Origin of the sequence: Pseudomonas sp. YeP6b, from assembly GCF_025642995.1 — a bacterium.
Classification (GTDB): Bacteria; Pseudomonadota; Gammaproteobacteria; order Pseudomonadales; family Pseudomonadaceae; genus Aquipseudomonas.
On sequence record NZ_CP080090.1, the window covers coordinates 6107544 to 6122373 of the forward strand.

General features: G+C 60.2%; 18 protein-coding genes. 6 read left to right on the plus strand and 12 right to left on the minus strand.

The features are described from left to right. Positions 1-8 precede the first annotated feature (8 nt). Genes KZH41_RS27550 through KZH41_RS27580 form a run of 7 tightly spaced genes read right to left on the minus strand, consistent with a single transcriptional unit; the run spans position 9 to position 4959 of the window. Positions 9-722, minus strand: a complete 714-nt coding sequence (locus KZH41_RS27550; RefSeq protein WP_242152912.1) for a DUF1190 domain-containing protein — start codon at positions 720-722, stop codon at positions 9-11. Positions 723-740: 18 nt separating this feature from the next. Beyond that, on the minus strand, positions 741-1169 hold the full coding sequence (locus tag KZH41_RS27555) for a DUF350 domain-containing protein (RefSeq protein WP_094952329.1): 429 nt from the start codon (positions 1167-1169) through the stop codon (positions 741-743). Positions 1170-1184: 15 nt separating this feature from the next. Next, on the minus strand, positions 1185-1859 hold the full coding sequence (locus KZH41_RS27560) for a DUF2491 family protein (protein ID WP_094952328.1): 675 nt from the start codon (positions 1857-1859) through the stop codon (positions 1185-1187). After that, positions 1846-2880 carry an ion channel gene (locus KZH41_RS27565; protein ID WP_094952327.1) on the minus strand — a complete coding sequence of 345 codons (1035 nt, stop codon included), beginning with the start codon at positions 2878-2880 and terminating at the stop codon, positions 1846-1848. Before KZH41_RS27565 ends, KZH41_RS27560 begins: the two co-directional genes overlap by 14 nt. A 54-nt stretch (positions 2881-2934) precedes the next feature. Then, positions 2935-3495, minus strand: coding sequence for a rhomboid family intramembrane serine protease (locus KZH41_RS27570; RefSeq protein WP_242152917.1), 561 nt, complete (start codon positions 3493-3495; stop codon positions 2935-2937). 58 nt (positions 3496-3553) lie between these two features. Beyond that, positions 3554-4252, minus strand: coding sequence for a PspA/IM30 family protein (locus KZH41_RS27575; protein ID WP_094952325.1), 699 nt, complete (start codon positions 4250-4252; stop codon positions 3554-3556). A gap of 17 nt (positions 4253-4269) precedes the next feature. Continuing rightward, positions 4270-4959: a YjfI family protein gene (locus KZH41_RS27580; RefSeq protein ID WP_371917700.1), complete on the minus strand. Its 690-nt coding sequence runs from the start codon at positions 4957-4959 to the stop codon at positions 4270-4272. Positions 4960-5562: 603 nt separating this feature from the next. On the opposite strand from KZH41_RS27580, the gene KZH41_RS27585 reads away from it, so the two are divergent. The 6 genes from KZH41_RS27585 (at position 5563) to KZH41_RS27610 (ending at position 11826) form a co-directional block, all read left to right on the plus strand. Beyond that, the gene (locus KZH41_RS27585; RefSeq protein ID WP_263274060.1) at positions 5563-6207 is read left to right on the plus strand and encodes an NAD(P)H-dependent oxidoreductase; all 645 of its coding nucleotides are present in this window, start codon (positions 5563-5565) and stop codon (positions 6205-6207) included. Beyond that, entirely contained in the window at positions 6146-6514 is a 369-nt protein-coding gene (locus KZH41_RS27590) for a MerR family transcriptional regulator (RefSeq protein ID WP_083356564.1), read from the plus strand. Before KZH41_RS27585 ends, KZH41_RS27590 begins: the two co-directional genes overlap by 62 nt. Positions 6515-6662: 148 nt before the next feature. Continuing rightward, positions 6663-6905, plus strand: a complete 243-nt coding sequence (locus KZH41_RS27595; RefSeq protein WP_003176346.1) for an exodeoxyribonuclease VII small subunit — start codon at positions 6663-6665, stop codon at positions 6903-6905. After that, complete coding sequence (locus KZH41_RS27600) at positions 6902-7789, plus strand: polyprenyl synthetase family protein (RefSeq protein ID WP_094952323.1); 888 nt, start codon at positions 6902-6904, stop codon at positions 7787-7789. Before KZH41_RS27595 ends, KZH41_RS27600 begins: the two co-directional genes overlap by 4 nt. 110 nt (positions 7790-7899) lie before the next feature. Then, positions 7900-9798 carry a 1-deoxy-D-xylulose-5-phosphate synthase gene (dxs, locus tag KZH41_RS27605; RefSeq protein ID WP_094952322.1) on the plus strand — a complete coding sequence of 633 codons (1899 nt, stop codon included), beginning with the start codon at positions 7900-7902 and terminating at the stop codon, positions 9796-9798. A 156-nt stretch (positions 9799-9954) separates the two neighbouring features. Continuing rightward, entirely contained in the window at positions 9955-11826 is a 1872-nt protein-coding gene (locus tag KZH41_RS27610; protein ID WP_263274061.1) for a TonB-dependent receptor domain-containing protein, read from the plus strand. A 9-nt stretch (positions 11827-11835) separates the two neighbouring features. Here KZH41_RS27610 and KZH41_RS27615 read toward each other — a convergent pair whose 3' ends face one another. The 5 genes from KZH41_RS27615 to ribA all read right to left on the minus strand — a co-directional run bounded on the left by KZH41_RS27615 (position 11836) and on the right by ribA (position 14709). After that, positions 11836-12192 (minus strand): hypothetical protein, encoded by a 357-nt coding sequence (locus tag KZH41_RS27615; protein WP_263274062.1) that lies wholly within the window; start codon positions 12190-12192, stop codon positions 11836-11838. A gap of 183 nt (positions 12193-12375) precedes the next feature. After that, entirely contained in the window at positions 12376-12741 is a 366-nt protein-coding gene (locus tag KZH41_RS27620) for a hypothetical protein (protein WP_094952319.1), read from the minus strand. 137 nt (positions 12742-12878) lie between these two features. Continuing rightward, positions 12879-13679, minus strand: coding sequence for a cobalamin-binding protein (locus KZH41_RS27625; protein WP_263274063.1), 801 nt, complete (start codon positions 13677-13679; stop codon positions 12879-12881). Beyond that, a complete protein-coding gene (locus KZH41_RS27630; protein WP_094952317.1) occupies positions 13676-14095 on the minus strand; it encodes an MFS transporter in 420 nt (139 codons plus the stop codon). The genes KZH41_RS27625 and KZH41_RS27630 overlap by 4 nt, the downstream gene beginning before the upstream one ends. Further along, on the minus strand, positions 14092-14709 hold the full coding sequence (gene ribA / locus KZH41_RS27635; protein ID WP_094952316.1) for a GTP cyclohydrolase II: 618 nt from the start codon (positions 14707-14709) through the stop codon (positions 14092-14094). The genes KZH41_RS27630 and ribA overlap by 4 nt, the downstream gene beginning before the upstream one ends. Positions 14710-14830: the final 121 nt, after the last annotated feature.

Sequence of the window (14830 nt, forward strand, 5' to 3'; positions counted from 1 at the left end):
CGGTTTCCTTAACTGCTCGACCCACCGCCGCCCCAGCCGCTGCGTGCGCTGGCCTTGCTGCCGAAGCCGCCACGGGAGGTGGACGAGGCAACGGAGCTCGACTTGTTGGAAGAGCGCAGTGTGTTCGTGTAATTGCTGCTGCCATACCGGGCTTGGTTGGAGCGGCCGAAGGTTGCCCCATTGGAGGCGCGCTGATTGAGCGTCGAGTTGCCGTAGTTGCCGCGATCATCGCGATAGCGGTACACCGGCTCGGAGCGGTAGCTGTTGCGGTTGTTGCTCAGCATGTTGCCAATCAACAGGCCTGTCAGCAGGCTGCTGGTAGAGAAGCCTGAGCCGCCGCCGCTTGCCTGGGAGCCGCCCGCTTGAGCATTGGCAGCATCGACCTGGGATTGGGTCACCTGGCCGGCGGCGGTCAGTTCGAAACCGCCGAGCTTGGGGATGAACTTGCCGGTGGAGTCCTGCTGGCACCAGTCGGCGACAAAGTCGGCATCGCAATCGGCCTGGCTGTCGTACACCGGGGCAATGCGCCGATGCTCGGCCATGGCCGTCATGTAGGCGTCCGAGCACACGTCCACCGGAAGCTTTTCATCGGCACATTGCTGCACGGACTGGAAGTTGTACTTCTTCTGCAAATCGTAGGTTTTTTCCGTCGGCCCGCAGCCGGATATCGCCATGGCGACCGACGCTGCCAGCGAAAGCTGGACGTACTTGCTTCGTTTCATCGGGAGCTCCGTGCGCAATCAGTTCTGGGTAGGCGTCATGCACGCGGCATTCAACATGCCGACGCTGATGGCCACGGCGGCCACGTAGATACCGGCCGCGAGTTCGCCGTTCTTGATGCGCTCGGACGTGCCTTTGAGCACCAGGCTGGTCACCAAAAAGGCCAACAGTTGAACGAGGGCGGCGATCACGGCCCAGACGACGAAGTCGAGGATGCTGATCGAGTAGGCAATCACGTTGCTGGCCGGAATGGCGAAACCGATGATGGCACCGCCCAGGGCGACCGCAGCCGACACGTTGCCGGCACGGATCAGTTCGAACTCTTTGTGCGGGGTGACGCGGGTGTAGATGAACTGGAACAGCGCGAAGATTATCGCAGCCCCCAAGATGTACGTGACAAACCCGAACACAGCCGCTTTGTTCAGGGAGATGGAGAGAGCTTCTAGCATGGGGTTCTTCCTTTTTTAGAGCGCATTCAGGTCGGTTGTGTACAGCGAAATGCCCAGCGAGGTGCTCAGGCTGATGGAGCCCTCAGCGTCTTCTTCGACGGAAAACAGCAAAAACTCTCGACGGTCGGTCAGGCCGGTGTCGCGGGCGTACAGCATCGAACGGTGCTCGACGGTGTAGGTGCTCTCGGGGTTGATCACCTGTTCGCTCATCGCCACCAGTTCTGTCTGGCCAGGCTCGCTGCCCCACACACGGGCGTATTCGACGCCGTTGTGGGTGTAGGTCGGCAGCCCGATCAAGCTCTGTGGCCCTGCCAGCCGACGCAGCTCCGCTTCACTACTGAGGGTGACAACGCTCAAGTAGTTGAACAGGATTACCGACTCGACCTGCCCGGCGATCTCGCCGGTGGTGTGCACCTGCAGCCAGTAATCTTCGTCGTTCATGTAATAGCGTGACAGCCAGGTCGACTGCCCGAGATCAACGGTGCCGTTGGCCCAGATTTCCTGGGAGCCGGGGATCACTACCGTGGTTTTCTCATCGAGCAGCAATTTCAGGGTCGTGTCGAATATCACGCCTTTGCCCGGCGCCAAGCCCAGTGGGCCGGTGACTGGCAGGGTTTCGCCGGCAGTCCATTGCGACTCCGGTTTCGCTTGCGGGGCCTCAAGCCCCATCAACTGTTTAAACCATCCCATTGGAGATTTCCTTGAGGCGGGTGGAGGCGATGTAGAAGAGTTCGCCGCCTTCAACGCGGGTGGCGCCAGGCGGGTTGATTGACGGTTGTTGAGCGCCTTTGGCGCGATAGCCGATGAGCGTGGCGTTGTGCTGTTCTTTCATCTGCGTGTACAGGTCGCCGAACGTTGCCTCAAAGGCCTCAGGCAATTTCATCAGGTATTGAGTGGCGCCTTGCCCGACGCACAGCAGCTCATTAATGACCACGGACGAGCCCGGGTCCTGAGAGGCGCGCACCAACATTTCGATGGCCATGCTTGAGGTGCACTCCAGGCTGGGCGCATAGGAACTGGCGAGGGCGGCAATTTCACTTTCATTGAAGTGGGCGACCACGTGCCCCACAGGGCTCAACTGATTCACCGCCAGCACGGTAGCCAGCGTCAGGTCATCAGACGGGGTTCGCACCAGCACCCGCTCGGCACCGGGAACACCTGCACGCAGTAATAATGCGGTGGAGGACAGGCTTTCGCCTCTGATGAACGCCGCTTTGCCTGGCATCGGGTTTTCTTCCAGCGTGCAGTCGCAGATGACGATCAGGTTGTCGTTCGAGGTTTCATCTTGAAGCAACAACTCAATGACCCGCTCGCTGGACGCGCCTTCCCAGCCGATGAGCACGGTGTGGCCGACCTTGCCGGTGAAATCGCCTTTGCCCTTCATGCCTTTTCTCCATGCATCAATAACACTGCTGGTGGTTTTGCCGATGGCCGCCGTCAGCAGCGCAATGCCCCCGAGCATGACCCAGGTGGCGACAAATACTCGCCCCGCCGAGGTCTGCGGCGCGAGGTCGCCATAGCCGACAGTAAGCGTGGTGGTGAGATAGAAGTAAATAAACGTGGCGGGGGCGGTGAGGTGTTGTTCGCCCAGAAACACCAGGCCCAGATACGCCGTGCCCAGGTGTACACCCAAAGCAATGACCAGCCCTGCCCAGCCGAAGCGGTGAAAGAGGGAGGAGGCGTAGAGGCGCAACAAAAGAAAAATCGACATGTCGTCCCTGATTCCCTGGGTATTTGATTCCTGATGACGTCATCGCCTCGGCGTTCACCCGGCATTAAACCTGCTGCGCGGCGTAGAGAGAAGTACCTTGGCCGCAATAAACCCGGCGAGTGCACCAAACAAATGGCCTTCGAAGGAAATACCCTGGCGCGGCAGGAAGCCAAGGATCAGGCCGCCATACATAACCGCCACCACACCGGCGGTGATCAGGTTGCTCCAGCTCCGGTGGAACCAGGCGCGAGACAATAAGTAGGCCCATAAGCCGAATACCCAGCCGCTGGCACCGACGTGTACGCCGGCAAACCCGAACAGCCAGACCAACGAGCCGCCCAGCAGGATAATAATCGCGCTGACGGTAATGAACCGGTTGAGCCCTTCGATAATGACCAGAGTCCCCAGTACCAAAAAGGCAATCAGGTTAGCGCTCAGGTGGGCAAAGGAGGCGTGCAAAAACGGAGAGGTGAGGATGCCGAGCAGCCCCTGCACGGTTCTCGGGATCAGGCCGAATGCCATGAGGCTGTAACCGGTGGCTACATTGAGCAGTTGCAGCGCGACCATAAAGAGCGCCAAGCCTGCGATTGTCTTGAAACCCTTCAGGGCGTCCATCCTGACCTCGACGTAAAAAAAAAGAAGGGCAGACCTGCCCTTCTTGCTGCGGCGCTGTTTACTCAGCCGACTTTTGCTTCAGGCGTTCCAGAATCGCATTGGCGCTGCCTGTGTCCGGCGTGATACCGGCTTCGCGCAGCTTGCGCTCAAGGTCAGTACCCGTCGATGCCTCCGCCAACTCATCCTGGGCTTGCAGTTCAGCGGCGCGATGCTGCTGCTTGGCTTGCAAGCGGTTCAGCGTACCGACGGCGGTTTCCAGCTTGCCGTTGGCACCGCCACTGGCGATGGACGCGCTGACCTGGGCCTTCTGTACGCTTTCGCGCGCCTTGGCCATGTCCACTTGCTGGCGCAGGCTTTTGATTCGGCTTTCGGCTTTGGTGATGTCTTTGCGCATGCTCTCAGCGTACCCGCCGAACTCGGTGGTCTGCTTTTGCTCGACGTCACGTTCGTTGGTCAGGGTCGAAATGGCTTCGGCCACTTCCAGAGCCAGGTCTTCACGATTGGCCTGGATAGCAGCCATCGCCTTGGACTCCAGGTCTTTGATCTTGGCGTCGTATTCGCTGACGCGGTCAGCCGCCAGTTTGTGCTTGGCCATGATGCTGACCAGTTCACGCTTGGCGTTGGCCAACGCGCTGTCAGCGTCGCGAATTTCCTGGTCAAGGATGCGCAGGGCTTGTTGGTCAACGATCGATTCGCCGACTTCGCTGGCACCGCCACGTACCGCGGTGAACAATTTGCTCCAGATGGACTGAGTCATTGGATACTCCCGAATAATTAGTTGAAGAAACGTTCAAAGGCTTCGCTGGCGCGCTGCACGTTGTCGACGAGGGTTTTCACCTCGGTCACGATGTTGGTCAGGCTGGAGTCGGAACTCAGCGCGCCGAACATGTTGTAAACAACCTGGCCGTTAGGCATCGACTCGATACCGATCGAGGACAACGGGAACATTTCCCGGCTGCGCAGCACCGCGTCATTGAATGCCGCTACGTCGCTGATGGACTCGACGTCGACCAGAACGGTGTCCACGATGATCTGCTCGCCCACCACTGCGATGTAAATCGGCAGGCCCCCGAAGTCGTTCATTTCCAGCTTGATGCTGGACTCGGAGCCTTGAACGAGAGAAAGCGTAATGTCGTTGGAAACCACTTCGTCCAAGGCTTGCAGCGCCGTGAAGAGGCGATCGATATTCCAGTTAGTACCTGCGCTCATGAAATTCTCCGACATGAATGAGCCAGCCAGAATCGGTTGGCGAAGCTGTTTCTCCATTTGCTTGAGCAGGCTTCGATTTTCGGGAAGCACCCAAGTCTCGTGTTTCACATACCCGGCGGCCGCCAGGCCCGCGCGCATCTGCTTCATGTAAAAGCTCGACGGCTTTTTCGCAGGCGGTTTCAAGCGCTCTCCCTTGCGGCTTGCGGAATCGGTATCGGGCCCGGCTTGCGGGCTCGATGGAGAGCTGCTTTTCATGGTGCTGACCTCGTTGTGAAAAACTCACGCGTGAGAAAATCTACAGGTAATTCTCGGAAGGCTCAATAGCTCACGCGTGAGTTTTTTACCGGCGTTCCCAGCCCACTGAAAAGCACTCCTTGTTCGAGAATCGCCGGACCGGCACAAAGACAGCGGCCCCGACAGCAAGAACCTGTGGGAGAAGTTCCTGGCCGGTGGCACCATCTCCAGTGGGCCGCATGGCAGTGAGCGGCACACCGACGACTGGCGGCCTTGGGGCAGAACGGACATGGACACGGGGAGCAAGAAAACGGCTTGATGTTGCGTAGAGCATTTATCAGGCAAGCCCTGACGCTGTTCAGTTAAGCGAACGCAATGCCCAAAGCAGCGAAGATTAAATGTGGGAGCGGCGGTGCGACGATTCGACTTGCCCGCGATGACGTCGGCCCAGCAAACATTGATGTTGACTGACCCACCGCTTTCGCGAGCAAGCCCGCTCCCTCCTTTGCTCTTCGTCGCTTAGCAGGTTGCTGCACAAATGCTCCGCGGTACTAGAGCGCCCCTTGACTCTCCCCCATACGGCACACCCTACCCTGAAAGCCCACATTTTCAGGACCTTACCCCATGCCCCAGCGCATCCTGGTCATCCTCGGCCACCCTTCTCCCTCCAGTTTCTGCTCAGCCTTGGCCGACGCCTACCGCCACAGCGCAAAACTCGCCGGCCACGAGGTCCGCGTCCTGCGCTTGGGCGATCTCACTTTCGACCCCGTCCTTCACCACGGCTACACGCAGATCCAGCCGTTGGAACCTGACTTGCTCAGCGCCCAATCCGACATCCTCTGGGCCACCCATCTGGCGTGGGTGTCCCCGATCTGGTGGGGCGGTATTCCGGCATTGTTGAAAGGGTTTATCGACCGCGTTTTCCTACCCGGCTTTGCCTTTAAATACCGCGAAGGCAAGCCGTTTCCTGACAAGCTGCTGCTCGGCCGAACCGCACACTTGTTGGTGGCCCTGGACACGCCGCCGTGGTATTACCGCTGGTTCTACCGCATGCCGGGCATTCATCAGATGCGCAGCACGACCCTGGCGTTTTGCGGCATCAAGCCGACCAAAACGTTGATGTTCGGGCCGGTGCTGGGCTCTACACCGGCGCAGCGTGAAAAATGGCTGACACTGGCCGGCGGCCTATTCGGAAAAGGGAGTTTTCATGTACATCGGCAAAGCCGCGCAGCTGTCGGGCACGACCATCAAAGCGATACGCCACTATGAGGCAATTGGTCTGTTGCCAGCACCGCAACGGGAGGGGCGTTATCGGGTCTATTCGGCGCAGAGCGTGGAGCTGCTGGCGTTGATCAAGTGCGCCCAGCAGTTGGGGTTCAAGCTCAAGGAGTTGCAGGGGATTTTGCACGGGCACGAAGGCGATGCACTGCCTTGGGAACGGGCAGATCAGGCCATCGCCAGCAAGAAGCGCGAACTGGCCGGGCAGATTGCTGGGTTGCAGCAGATGCAGGCGGGGTTGATGGCGTTTGAAGCGCAGCTCAAGGATGCGCAGGGGCAGTGCTCGGGTGTCCGCTGAGCCGAATAAAATGCGTAATCGGCTCCCAACATGAGCCCAATAGGCGTTTTATTCAGCTCAACAGAGGACGACTGCCCCCCGCTCATTTGCCCAGAATCCCCATGTCTGCTAGTGTCGCGCCGGTTTACCGTCTACCGGAATAGCCGCCATGGCCCGCAAAAAAGTTGCACTCGATTTCGAACAATCCCTCGCCGACCTGCAAACCCTGGTCGAGCGTCTGGAGAACGGCGAGTTGTCGCTGGAGGACTCGCTGACAGCGTTTGAGCAAGGCATCGGCCTGACTCGCGACTGCCAGAGCGCGTTGGCGCAGGCGGAGCAGAAGGTCCAGGTATTGCTGGAACGCGACGGGGAGTTGGCCGAAGAACCTTTCGATGCGGAACAGCCCGAATGATCGACGCGTATCAGGCCAGTAGCCAAGCCCGGGTGAATGCGGCGCTCGAGCCCTTGTTTGTTGCGCCAAGCCCGGAAATGAACCGCCTTTATGCCGCCATGCGCTACAGCGTGATGAATGGCGGCAAACGCGTGCGCCCGTTGCTGGCGTATGCGGCCTGTGAAGCCTTGGGCGTGCGTGCCGAGCAAGCCAATGGCGCGGCGTGTGCGGTTGAGCTGATTCACGCCTACTCCCTGGTGCATGACGATTTGCCGGCAATGGACGACGACGATTTACGTCGCGGCCAGCCAACCACCCACAAAGCCTTTGATGAGGCCTATGCGATCCTGGCCGGTGATGGCCTGCAGAGCCTGGCGTTCAGCGCCTTGCTGGACCCGCGCCTTAACAGCGTGAACGCTGAGATCAGCCTGCGTATGGTGACCGCCCTCGCTCTGGCCGCTGGCCCGGCCGGCATGGTCGGCGGGCAAGCGATCGACATGGGTTCGGTCAGCCTCAAGCTGGACCAGCAAGCCCTCGAACACATGCATCGCCACAAGACCGGCGCGCTGATCGAAGCCGCGGTGCACTTGGGCGCCCTGGCCAGTGGCCGTGCCGACGCGGCGCAATTGGCGGCCCTGCAGACCTATTCCCGGGCCGTCGGCCTGGCGTTTCAGGTGCAGGACGACATTCTCGACGTGGAAAGTGACACCGCGACCCTGGGCAAACGCCAAGGCGCGGATGCCGCACGCGATAAACCGACCTATCCGGCCTTGCTTGGCCTCGAAGCGGCCAAGGCGTATGCCCTGCAACTGCGCGACCAAGCCCTGGATGCCCTGCGACCTTTCGACGCGGCGGCCGAGCCATTGCGCGACTTGGCGCGGTATATCGTCGAACGCCGCCACTGATAACGGCGGCCATTGCAGCCGCATATCGGCCAAGTTCGGCGCTCTGCGTGGGCAGTTTGCACTGCTTGAGGTAAACTGCCGCCTCTTCTATACCTATAACGATTCGCCTGATGCCCACGACGTTTCAAGAGATTCCCCGCAAACGCCCGTCCACGCCCCTGCTCGACCGTGCTGCCACGCCGGACGGCCTGCGTCGACTGGGTGAAGCCGAGCTGGAAACCCTGGCCGATGAGTTGCGCCTGGAATTGCTCTACACGGTCGGTCAGACCGGTGGGCATTTCGGTGCCGGCTTGGGCGTCATCGAGCTGACTATCGCCCTGCATTACGTGTTCGACACCCCGGACGACCGGCTGGTGTGGGACGTGGGCCATCAGGCGTACCCGCATAAAATCCTCACCGGCCGTCGCGAGCGCATGGCCACTCTGCGCCAGAAGGACGGCCTGGCCGCCTTCCCACGTCGCGCCGAGAGCGAGTACGACACCTTTGGCGTCGGCCACTCCAGTACCTCTATCAGTGCCGCGCTGGGCATGGCGATTGCCGCCCGCCTGCAAGGCAGTGAGCGCAAGGCGATTGCGGTGATTGGTGATGGCGCGCTGACCGCCGGCATGGCCTTCGAAGCGCTGAACCATGCGCCGGAAGTGAACGCCAACATGTTGGTGATCCTTAACGACAACGACATGTCGATTTCGCGCAATGTCGGTGGCCTGTCGAACTACCTGGCAAAAATCCTCTCCAGCCGTACTTACGCGAGCATGCGCGAAGGCAGCAAAAAGGTGCTCTCGCGCCTGCCCGGCGCGTGGGAAATTGCCCGGCGTACCGAAGAATATGCCAAGGGCATGCTCGTGCCCGGCACCCTGTTCGAAGAGCTTGGTTGGAATTATATCGGCCCGATCGACGGCCATGACCTACCCACCCTGATCGCCACGCTGCGCAACATGCGTGACCTCAAAGGCCCGCAGTTCCTGCATATCGTCACCAAAAAAGGCAAAGGCTTCGCCCCGGCGGAAGTCGACCCGATTGGTTACCACGCGATCACCAAGCTCGAACCGCTGGACGCCCCTGCCGCCGCGCCGAAAAAGGCCAGCGGGCCGAAGTATTCCGGCGTGTTTGGCGAATGGCTGTGTGACATGGCCGCCGCCGACCCGCGACTGGTGGGCATTACCCCGGCGATGAAGGAAGGCTCCGACTTGGTGGCGTTCAGCGAGCGTTTCCCGCTGCGCTATTTCGACGTGGCGATTGCCGAGCAGCATGCGGTGACCTTCGCCGCCGGCATGGCCTGTGAAGGCGCCAAGCCGGTGGTGGCGATCTACTCCACCTTCCTGCAGCGCGGTTATGACCAGTTGGTGCATGACGTGGCGGTGCAGAACCTCGATGTGCTGTTCGCCATCGACCGCGCCGGTTTGGTCGGCGAAGACGGCCCGACCCACGCCGGCAGTTTCGATTTGTCCTACTTGCGCTGCATCCCCGGCATGCTGGTGATGACGCCGAGTGATGAGAACGAACTGCGCAAGATGCTCAGCACCGGCCACCTGTACAACGGCCCGGCGACCGTGCGCTACCCGCGCGGTAATGGCCCGAATGCCGTGATCGAGAAAGACCTTGAACCGATTGAAATCGGCAAAGGCATCGTGCGTCGCCAAGGCAGCAAAACCGCTTTCCTGGTGTTTGGCGTGCAATTGGCCGAAGCGCTGAAAGTCGCCGAGAAGATCGACGCCACCGTGGTCGATATGCGCTTCGTCAAACCACTGGACGAAGCCCTCGTACGCGAAATCGCCGCCAGCCATGAGCTGCTGGTGACGGTCGAAGAAAACGCCATCATGGGCGGCGCCGGTGCGGCGGTCAGCGAGTTCCTGGCGCGGGAGAACATTCTCAAGTCGGTGCTGCACCTGGGCTTGCCGGATGTGTATGTCGAACATGCCAAGCCGGCGCAGATGCTGGCTGAGTGTGGGCTGGATGAAGCCGGGATTGAGGCTTCGGTGCGCGAGCGCATGGCGCTGCTGGGCCTGTAACCCGACCTCCCGGTAGAAACCGGGCCAACATGTGGGAGCTGGCTTGCCTGCGATAGCGGTCTATCGGACACATTGAAGTTGAATGTGCCGCCGTCATCGCAGGCAAGCCAGCTCCCACATTGGTTTTGTATTGCTGATAAACGCTAGGGACAGCCCATGACCCGCCTTCGCTTTGCCCTGCCCTTGCTGCTGCTTCCCGCCACTGACCTGTTGGCCGACAGTTTCGAGCGTGACGACGCCCTGAAACTCCCCAACGTAGTGATCAGCGCCAACCGCCAGATCCAAGCGCGCAACGACAGCAGCGCCGCCAACACCGTATTCACCCGCGATGACATCGACCGCTTGCAACCCACCAGCGTAACCGACCTGCTCAGCCGCGTACCCGGTGTGCAAGTCGCGCCCACCGGTGGCCGCGGCAGCCTGCCGGGGATTTTCATTCGCGGCACCAAGGCCGCACAAAGCCTGGTACTGGTCGATGGCCAGCGCATCGCCAATACCACCTCCGGCGACAGCGGGCTGCAATACCTGAACGTCGACCAGATTGAACGCGTGGAAGTGCTGCGCGGCTCGCGCTCGGTGATCTACGGCAGCGACGCGATTGGCGGGGTGATCCAGATTTTTACCCGGCGCAATGCCGAGCAGGGCCTGCAGCCACGCTTGAAACTGGGGTTTGGCAGCCACCAGACCTGGGAGCGCAGCCTTGGCCTGTCTGGCGGTGATGAGCACACGCGCTTCAACTTGGGGGCGAGCCTGGATGACACGGCGGGTATCAACGCTACACACGAATCGTTCCCCAGCGATGGCGACCATGATGCCTATCGCAATCAGTCGATCAGCCTGAACCTCAGCCATGCCTTCAACGATGAGCTGGAAGTGGGTTTCAACCTATTGGATAACCGCGGCAAGTCGGAATACGACAACAGCTTCGTTGAGCAAAAACCCTACACCGATTACACCGTGAGCAGCGCCAGCGGCTATGTCGACGCCAAGTTGAATGAACGCTGGCAGTCGCGCCTGGAGCTGGGTCACAGCGAGAACCGTGATACCAAGCGCGATAAGCTCAGTGATTATTTCAGCGTGTTCAACACCTATCGTGACTCGGTCAACTGGCAAAACGACCTGACGCTGGATGAGCAAAACAGCCTGATCCTCGGCGGCGACTGGTACGAAGACCGCTTTCACGGCTCCAGCGCCTTTACCGAGAACAGCCGCTGGAACCGGGCCGCCTTTGTGCAGCATCGTTTCCACGGCGAGTGGTTCTCCACCGAACTGGGCCTGCGCCGCGACCAGAACCAGCAATTCGGCGGCCAGAACAGCTGGAGCGGCACCCTTACCGTGCCGATCAACCCCGATAATGACGTGCTGCTGAGCTACAGCGAAGGCTTCCGCGCGCCGACCTTCAACGACCTTTACTACCCTGACACGCGGTACAGCAACCCCAACCTGCAGCCGGAGACCTCAAAAAGTTACGAGCTGCAATGGCGCAGCCAACTGAGTGACAGCACGCGCCTGGAAGCTTCGCTGTACCGCACGGATTTAAGCGACGCAATCGTTGCCGACAGTAACGACAAGCCACAAAATGTGGCGTCGGCACGTATCAATGGCTTTGAAGCGGCGCTCAAGCAGGAACTGTTTGGTTGGCAGGGCAACCTGGGCGTGGCATTTATCGACCCGCGCGACCGCGATACCGGCCACACCCTGGCGCGTCGCGCACGGCGCACCTTGAGCCTGGATCTGGACCGGCAATTCGATAAGTTGGGTGTGGGTGCCAGTTGGCAAGCCATCAGCAGCAGCTATGACGATGAAGACAACCGCAATCGCCTCGGCGGTTATGCCTTGCTGGGGCTGCGTAGCAGCTGGGCGATCAATCATGAAGTCCGTGTTTCGCTGAAAGTCGACAACCTGTTGGACCGCCAATATGCCCGCGCTCGGTATAACTACAACGCCCCCGATTCTCCCAACAACCAGGACTACCGCGAAGAGGGCCGGACCTGGATGCTGGGCCTGACGTGGGCACCGCAGCTATAGCGCTGCGGCTCAATAAATCTGCCGGGCAGGTTCGTTGGAATTCAGATAGCCGGCCTTGATGGCTTCGCCGCAGGTTATGAAACCGTATGCGTTAACTCCGCCCATGTCGGTAAAGCCAACATATAGGTCCTTTTTCTTGCCTTTGCTTTCAAGCGCATAGTCAAAGCACTGTGAACTGCCATTGCGAACCGGGGTGATGCGCTTGGGTTGCTCGATTGCAAGAATGTCCTGCTTAGTGGCCCCACGCTCGGCGGCCTTGGCCGCGACGGGGTGATCGCTGAAGTTCATCAATGTTGAGATACCTTCCAGCGTGTTACAACCGGCCAGCAAAATGGCGGTAGAAATACCAATGATCAAACGGCGCATGACCACCTCCTGTCGTTGAACGAACGCCATGCAACACGCATCGCGGGTAGCAGCGTATCGCCCTGGCGCCGAAACTACCCGATGGACAACTCTTAATAACCGGTAGGAGAACACGCAACGTTCACGCGAGCGTTGCAGCGCAATCAACGCTCACGCGTCACCCTCGCAACACAGCATCAATGATCAGTATTTCCTGCTGACCCGCTCATTGGACGCCAGACTACCCTCGGCCAACGCGGTGCTGCAGGTTGCGTAGCCCCAGGCGTTAACCCACCCACTGGAGGTGAAAGAGACGAAATAATCGGCTCTTTTTCCATCACGCGCCAATGCGTAGTCGAAGCACTGTGCGGTGCCGCCACGGATAGAGGTGATTTTCGTGGGTTTCTGAATGTTCAGGATGTCTTGCTGGGTGCTGTCCATCGACGAAGTCCTGTCGACTATAGGATGGTTACCAAATGTCCTGAGTTCAGAGAGTCTTTGTGACAGATCGCACCCGCTGATTAGCGTCAATACGAGGGCCGTACCCGCCAACGCGAAGAGATAACGCATGATGTGTCCTTATGCTGCCTAATTAACCCGAATGGGGGACCGGCGACACTAGCCACCCTGGGTGCGTAAATCTGGAGGCAAAGTCCGACATCTTGGCAGATCAATCGCACCGACCAGGATGGAAACACAACGGATTGTCAGCGCTGGGGGGCCACTGACTGACAGAGCTTCGCGATAGCCTCGATCATCTGCCCGCTCGGCCGCTCCAGCCCCTTGTCCGGGACTATCTGCAACCGGCCTTCGGCCACCGCCGCTATTTGCGGCCAGGCCTTCCAGGCATCGAGTTGCACCTGATCGGCAGCCAGAATCAGCTGCGGATTACGCTGCAACACCGACTCGATGCTGACCTGTGGCGCGGGCAGCTTCAGGTCGTCGAATACATTACGCGCGCCGCACACACTCAGCGCATCGCTGATGATTTGCCCACCGCCCACGGTGTACAGCGGCTGGTTCCACACTTGGTAAAACACCCGTAAGGGCTCGGCACGCTGATAGCGTTGGCGCAGTTCGGCCAGGCGCTGGCGTAACTGCGCGGCTAATTGTCGACCCGCCTCTTCACGGCCCACTTGTTGAGCGATGGCTTGGATCTGAGACGTCAGTTGTTCAAGGCTATGCGGTTCGGCGACGTAAACGGGGATATTCAGGCGCTGCAACTGCTCGCGTTGCGCAGGACCCACGCTGCTGGGCCAGAGCAGGATCAGGTCGGGCTTGAGGCTGAGCAGGCGCTCCATGTTCAATTGCCCGTATTGCCCCACCGAGGGCACTTGCGCCAATGCCGCCGGGCGTTCGCCGCCATCGAGCACGCCCACCAGCAGGTCGGCGGCGCCCAGTTCAAGCACGATTTCAGAGAGTGACGGCGCCAGGCTGACGACGCGTTCGACCGCCAACGCCTGGGCGCTGACTGCCAGCAGCAGCACCGCCAGCCAGTAGCGCATCATCCCAATTGACGCGGGATGCGGTAGAGGTAAAACAGTACCAGCGTCGACAGCGCCAGCAGGAACAGCGGGACGGCTTCCAGGCCGACAAACACCGCCAGCGCGCCGATCCAGGCCGGTATCGCCGCCACCAGCAAAGCCGTGCGGCGACGGGCCGCGAGGGTAATCCAGGCAGCCGGTTCTTCAGCGGTGTCGAGGGCTTTGGCGGTGGCGATCAGCGCGTGTTTATAGCCATGAAAATAACGCAGGCTCAAAAACATCGAGGCCACGCCGGCAATAAAGAACGGCATGGCCAGTACGGGAAGCAGGGATTCGGCGTGGCCAAATACCAGGTTGATCACAAACAACGGCAGCAGTGCCAGGGCCAAGTACTGCCACCAGTTGAAGGACAGTCGCCGTTTCACCTGGCCGCGGGTCACGCGCGGTCGACCTCGCCCTGATGCTCGTTGCCCATCATGTGGTCGAGCTTGCTGGCCTTGGTCGCCAAGTAGAGCTTGTTGTGCGGGTTTTGCCCGGTGTGCAGCGGCACGCGCTCGGCGACGGTGATGCCCATTTCGGTCAAGGCTTTGACCTTGCGCGGGTTGTTGGTCATCAGGCGCAGGGACTTCACGCCCAGATACTCAAGCATCGGCAGGCAGATCGCGTAGTCACGCTGGTCGGCGGCGAAGCCTAGGCGTTCGTTGGCTTCAACGGTATCGGCGCCGCCGTCTTGCAGCTCGTAGGCACGGATTTTGTTCATCAGGCCGATGCCACGGCCTTCCTGACGCAAGTACAGCAACACGCCACGGCCTTCACGGGCGATGGCGCGCATGGCGGCTTCCAGTTGCGAACCGCAGTCGCAGCGCTGGCTGAACAGCGCGTCACCGGTCAGGCACTCGGAGTGCACGCGGCCCAGTACCGGCGCGCCGTCGGTGAGGTCACCCAGACTGAGCACGAGGTGCTCGCGGCCGGTGGCCTCTTCGAGAAAGCCGTTCATGGTGAACGTGGCAAAAGGGGTAGGCAGCTTGGAAGCGGCGACGAAAACGACGGGCACCGTGTGCTCCTGATTTCAGATTTCACAGAGGGCGTCATTGTAACAGCAGGTTCCTACAGACGCTTAAGCTGAATTATCGCTGATAAAGATCAATAGGTTCGATTGGCCTTCGTCCCGGTTC

Excerpts from the sequence above, each read along its gene's own strand:
- KZH41_RS27615 (WP_263274062.1), bottom strand. The coding sequence starts at position 12,192 with ATGCGCCGTTTGATCATTGGTATTTCTACCGCCATTTTGCTGGCCGGT.
- KZH41_RS27585 (WP_263274060.1), top strand. The coding sequence starts at position 5,563 with ATGCCCCAGCGCATCCTGGTCATCCTCGGCCACCCTTCTCCCTCCAGT.
- dxs (WP_094952322.1), top strand. The coding sequence starts at position 7,900 with ATGCCCACGACGTTTCAAGAGATTCCCCGCAAACGCCCGTCCACGCCC.
- KZH41_RS27550 (WP_242152912.1), bottom strand. The coding sequence starts at position 722 with ATGAAACGAAGCAAGTACGTCCAGCTTTCGCTGGCAGCGTCGGTCGCC.
- KZH41_RS27580 (WP_371917700.1), bottom strand. The coding sequence starts at position 4,959 with ATGAAAAGCAGCTCTCCATCGAGCCCGCAAGCCGGGCCCGATACCGAT.
- KZH41_RS27570 (WP_242152917.1), bottom strand. The coding sequence starts at position 3,495 with ATGGACGCCCTGAAGGGTTTCAAGACAATCGCAGGCTTGGCGCTCTTT.
- KZH41_RS27625 (WP_263274063.1), bottom strand. The coding sequence starts at position 13,679 with ATGATGCGCTACTGGCTGGCGGTGCTGCTGCTGGCAGTCAGCGCCCAG.
- KZH41_RS27600 (WP_094952323.1), top strand. The coding sequence starts at position 6,902 with ATGATCGACGCGTATCAGGCCAGTAGCCAAGCCCGGGTGAATGCGGCG.
- KZH41_RS27575 (WP_094952325.1), bottom strand. The coding sequence starts at position 4,252 with ATGACTCAGTCCATCTGGAGCAAATTGTTCACCGCGGTACGTGGCGGT.
- KZH41_RS27595 (WP_003176346.1), top strand. The coding sequence starts at position 6,663 with ATGGCCCGCAAAAAAGTTGCACTCGATTTCGAACAATCCCTCGCCGAC.
- KZH41_RS27560 (WP_094952328.1), bottom strand. The coding sequence starts at position 1,859 with ATGGGATGGTTTAAACAGTTGATGGGGCTTGAGGCCCCGCAAGCGAAA.
- KZH41_RS27610 (WP_263274061.1), top strand. The coding sequence starts at position 9,955 with ATGACCCGCCTTCGCTTTGCCCTGCCCTTGCTGCTGCTTCCCGCCACT.
- KZH41_RS27590 (WP_083356564.1), top strand. The coding sequence starts at position 6,146 with ATGTACATCGGCAAAGCCGCGCAGCTGTCGGGCACGACCATCAAAGCG.
- KZH41_RS27620 (WP_094952319.1), bottom strand. The coding sequence starts at position 12,741 with ATGCGTTATCTCTTCGCGTTGGCGGGTACGGCCCTCGTATTGACGCTA.
- KZH41_RS27565 (WP_094952327.1), bottom strand. The coding sequence starts at position 2,880 with ATGTCGATTTTTCTTTTGTTGCGCCTCTACGCCTCCTCCCTCTTTCAC.
- KZH41_RS27555 (WP_094952329.1), bottom strand. The coding sequence starts at position 1,169 with ATGCTAGAAGCTCTCTCCATCTCCCTGAACAAAGCGGCTGTGTTCGGG.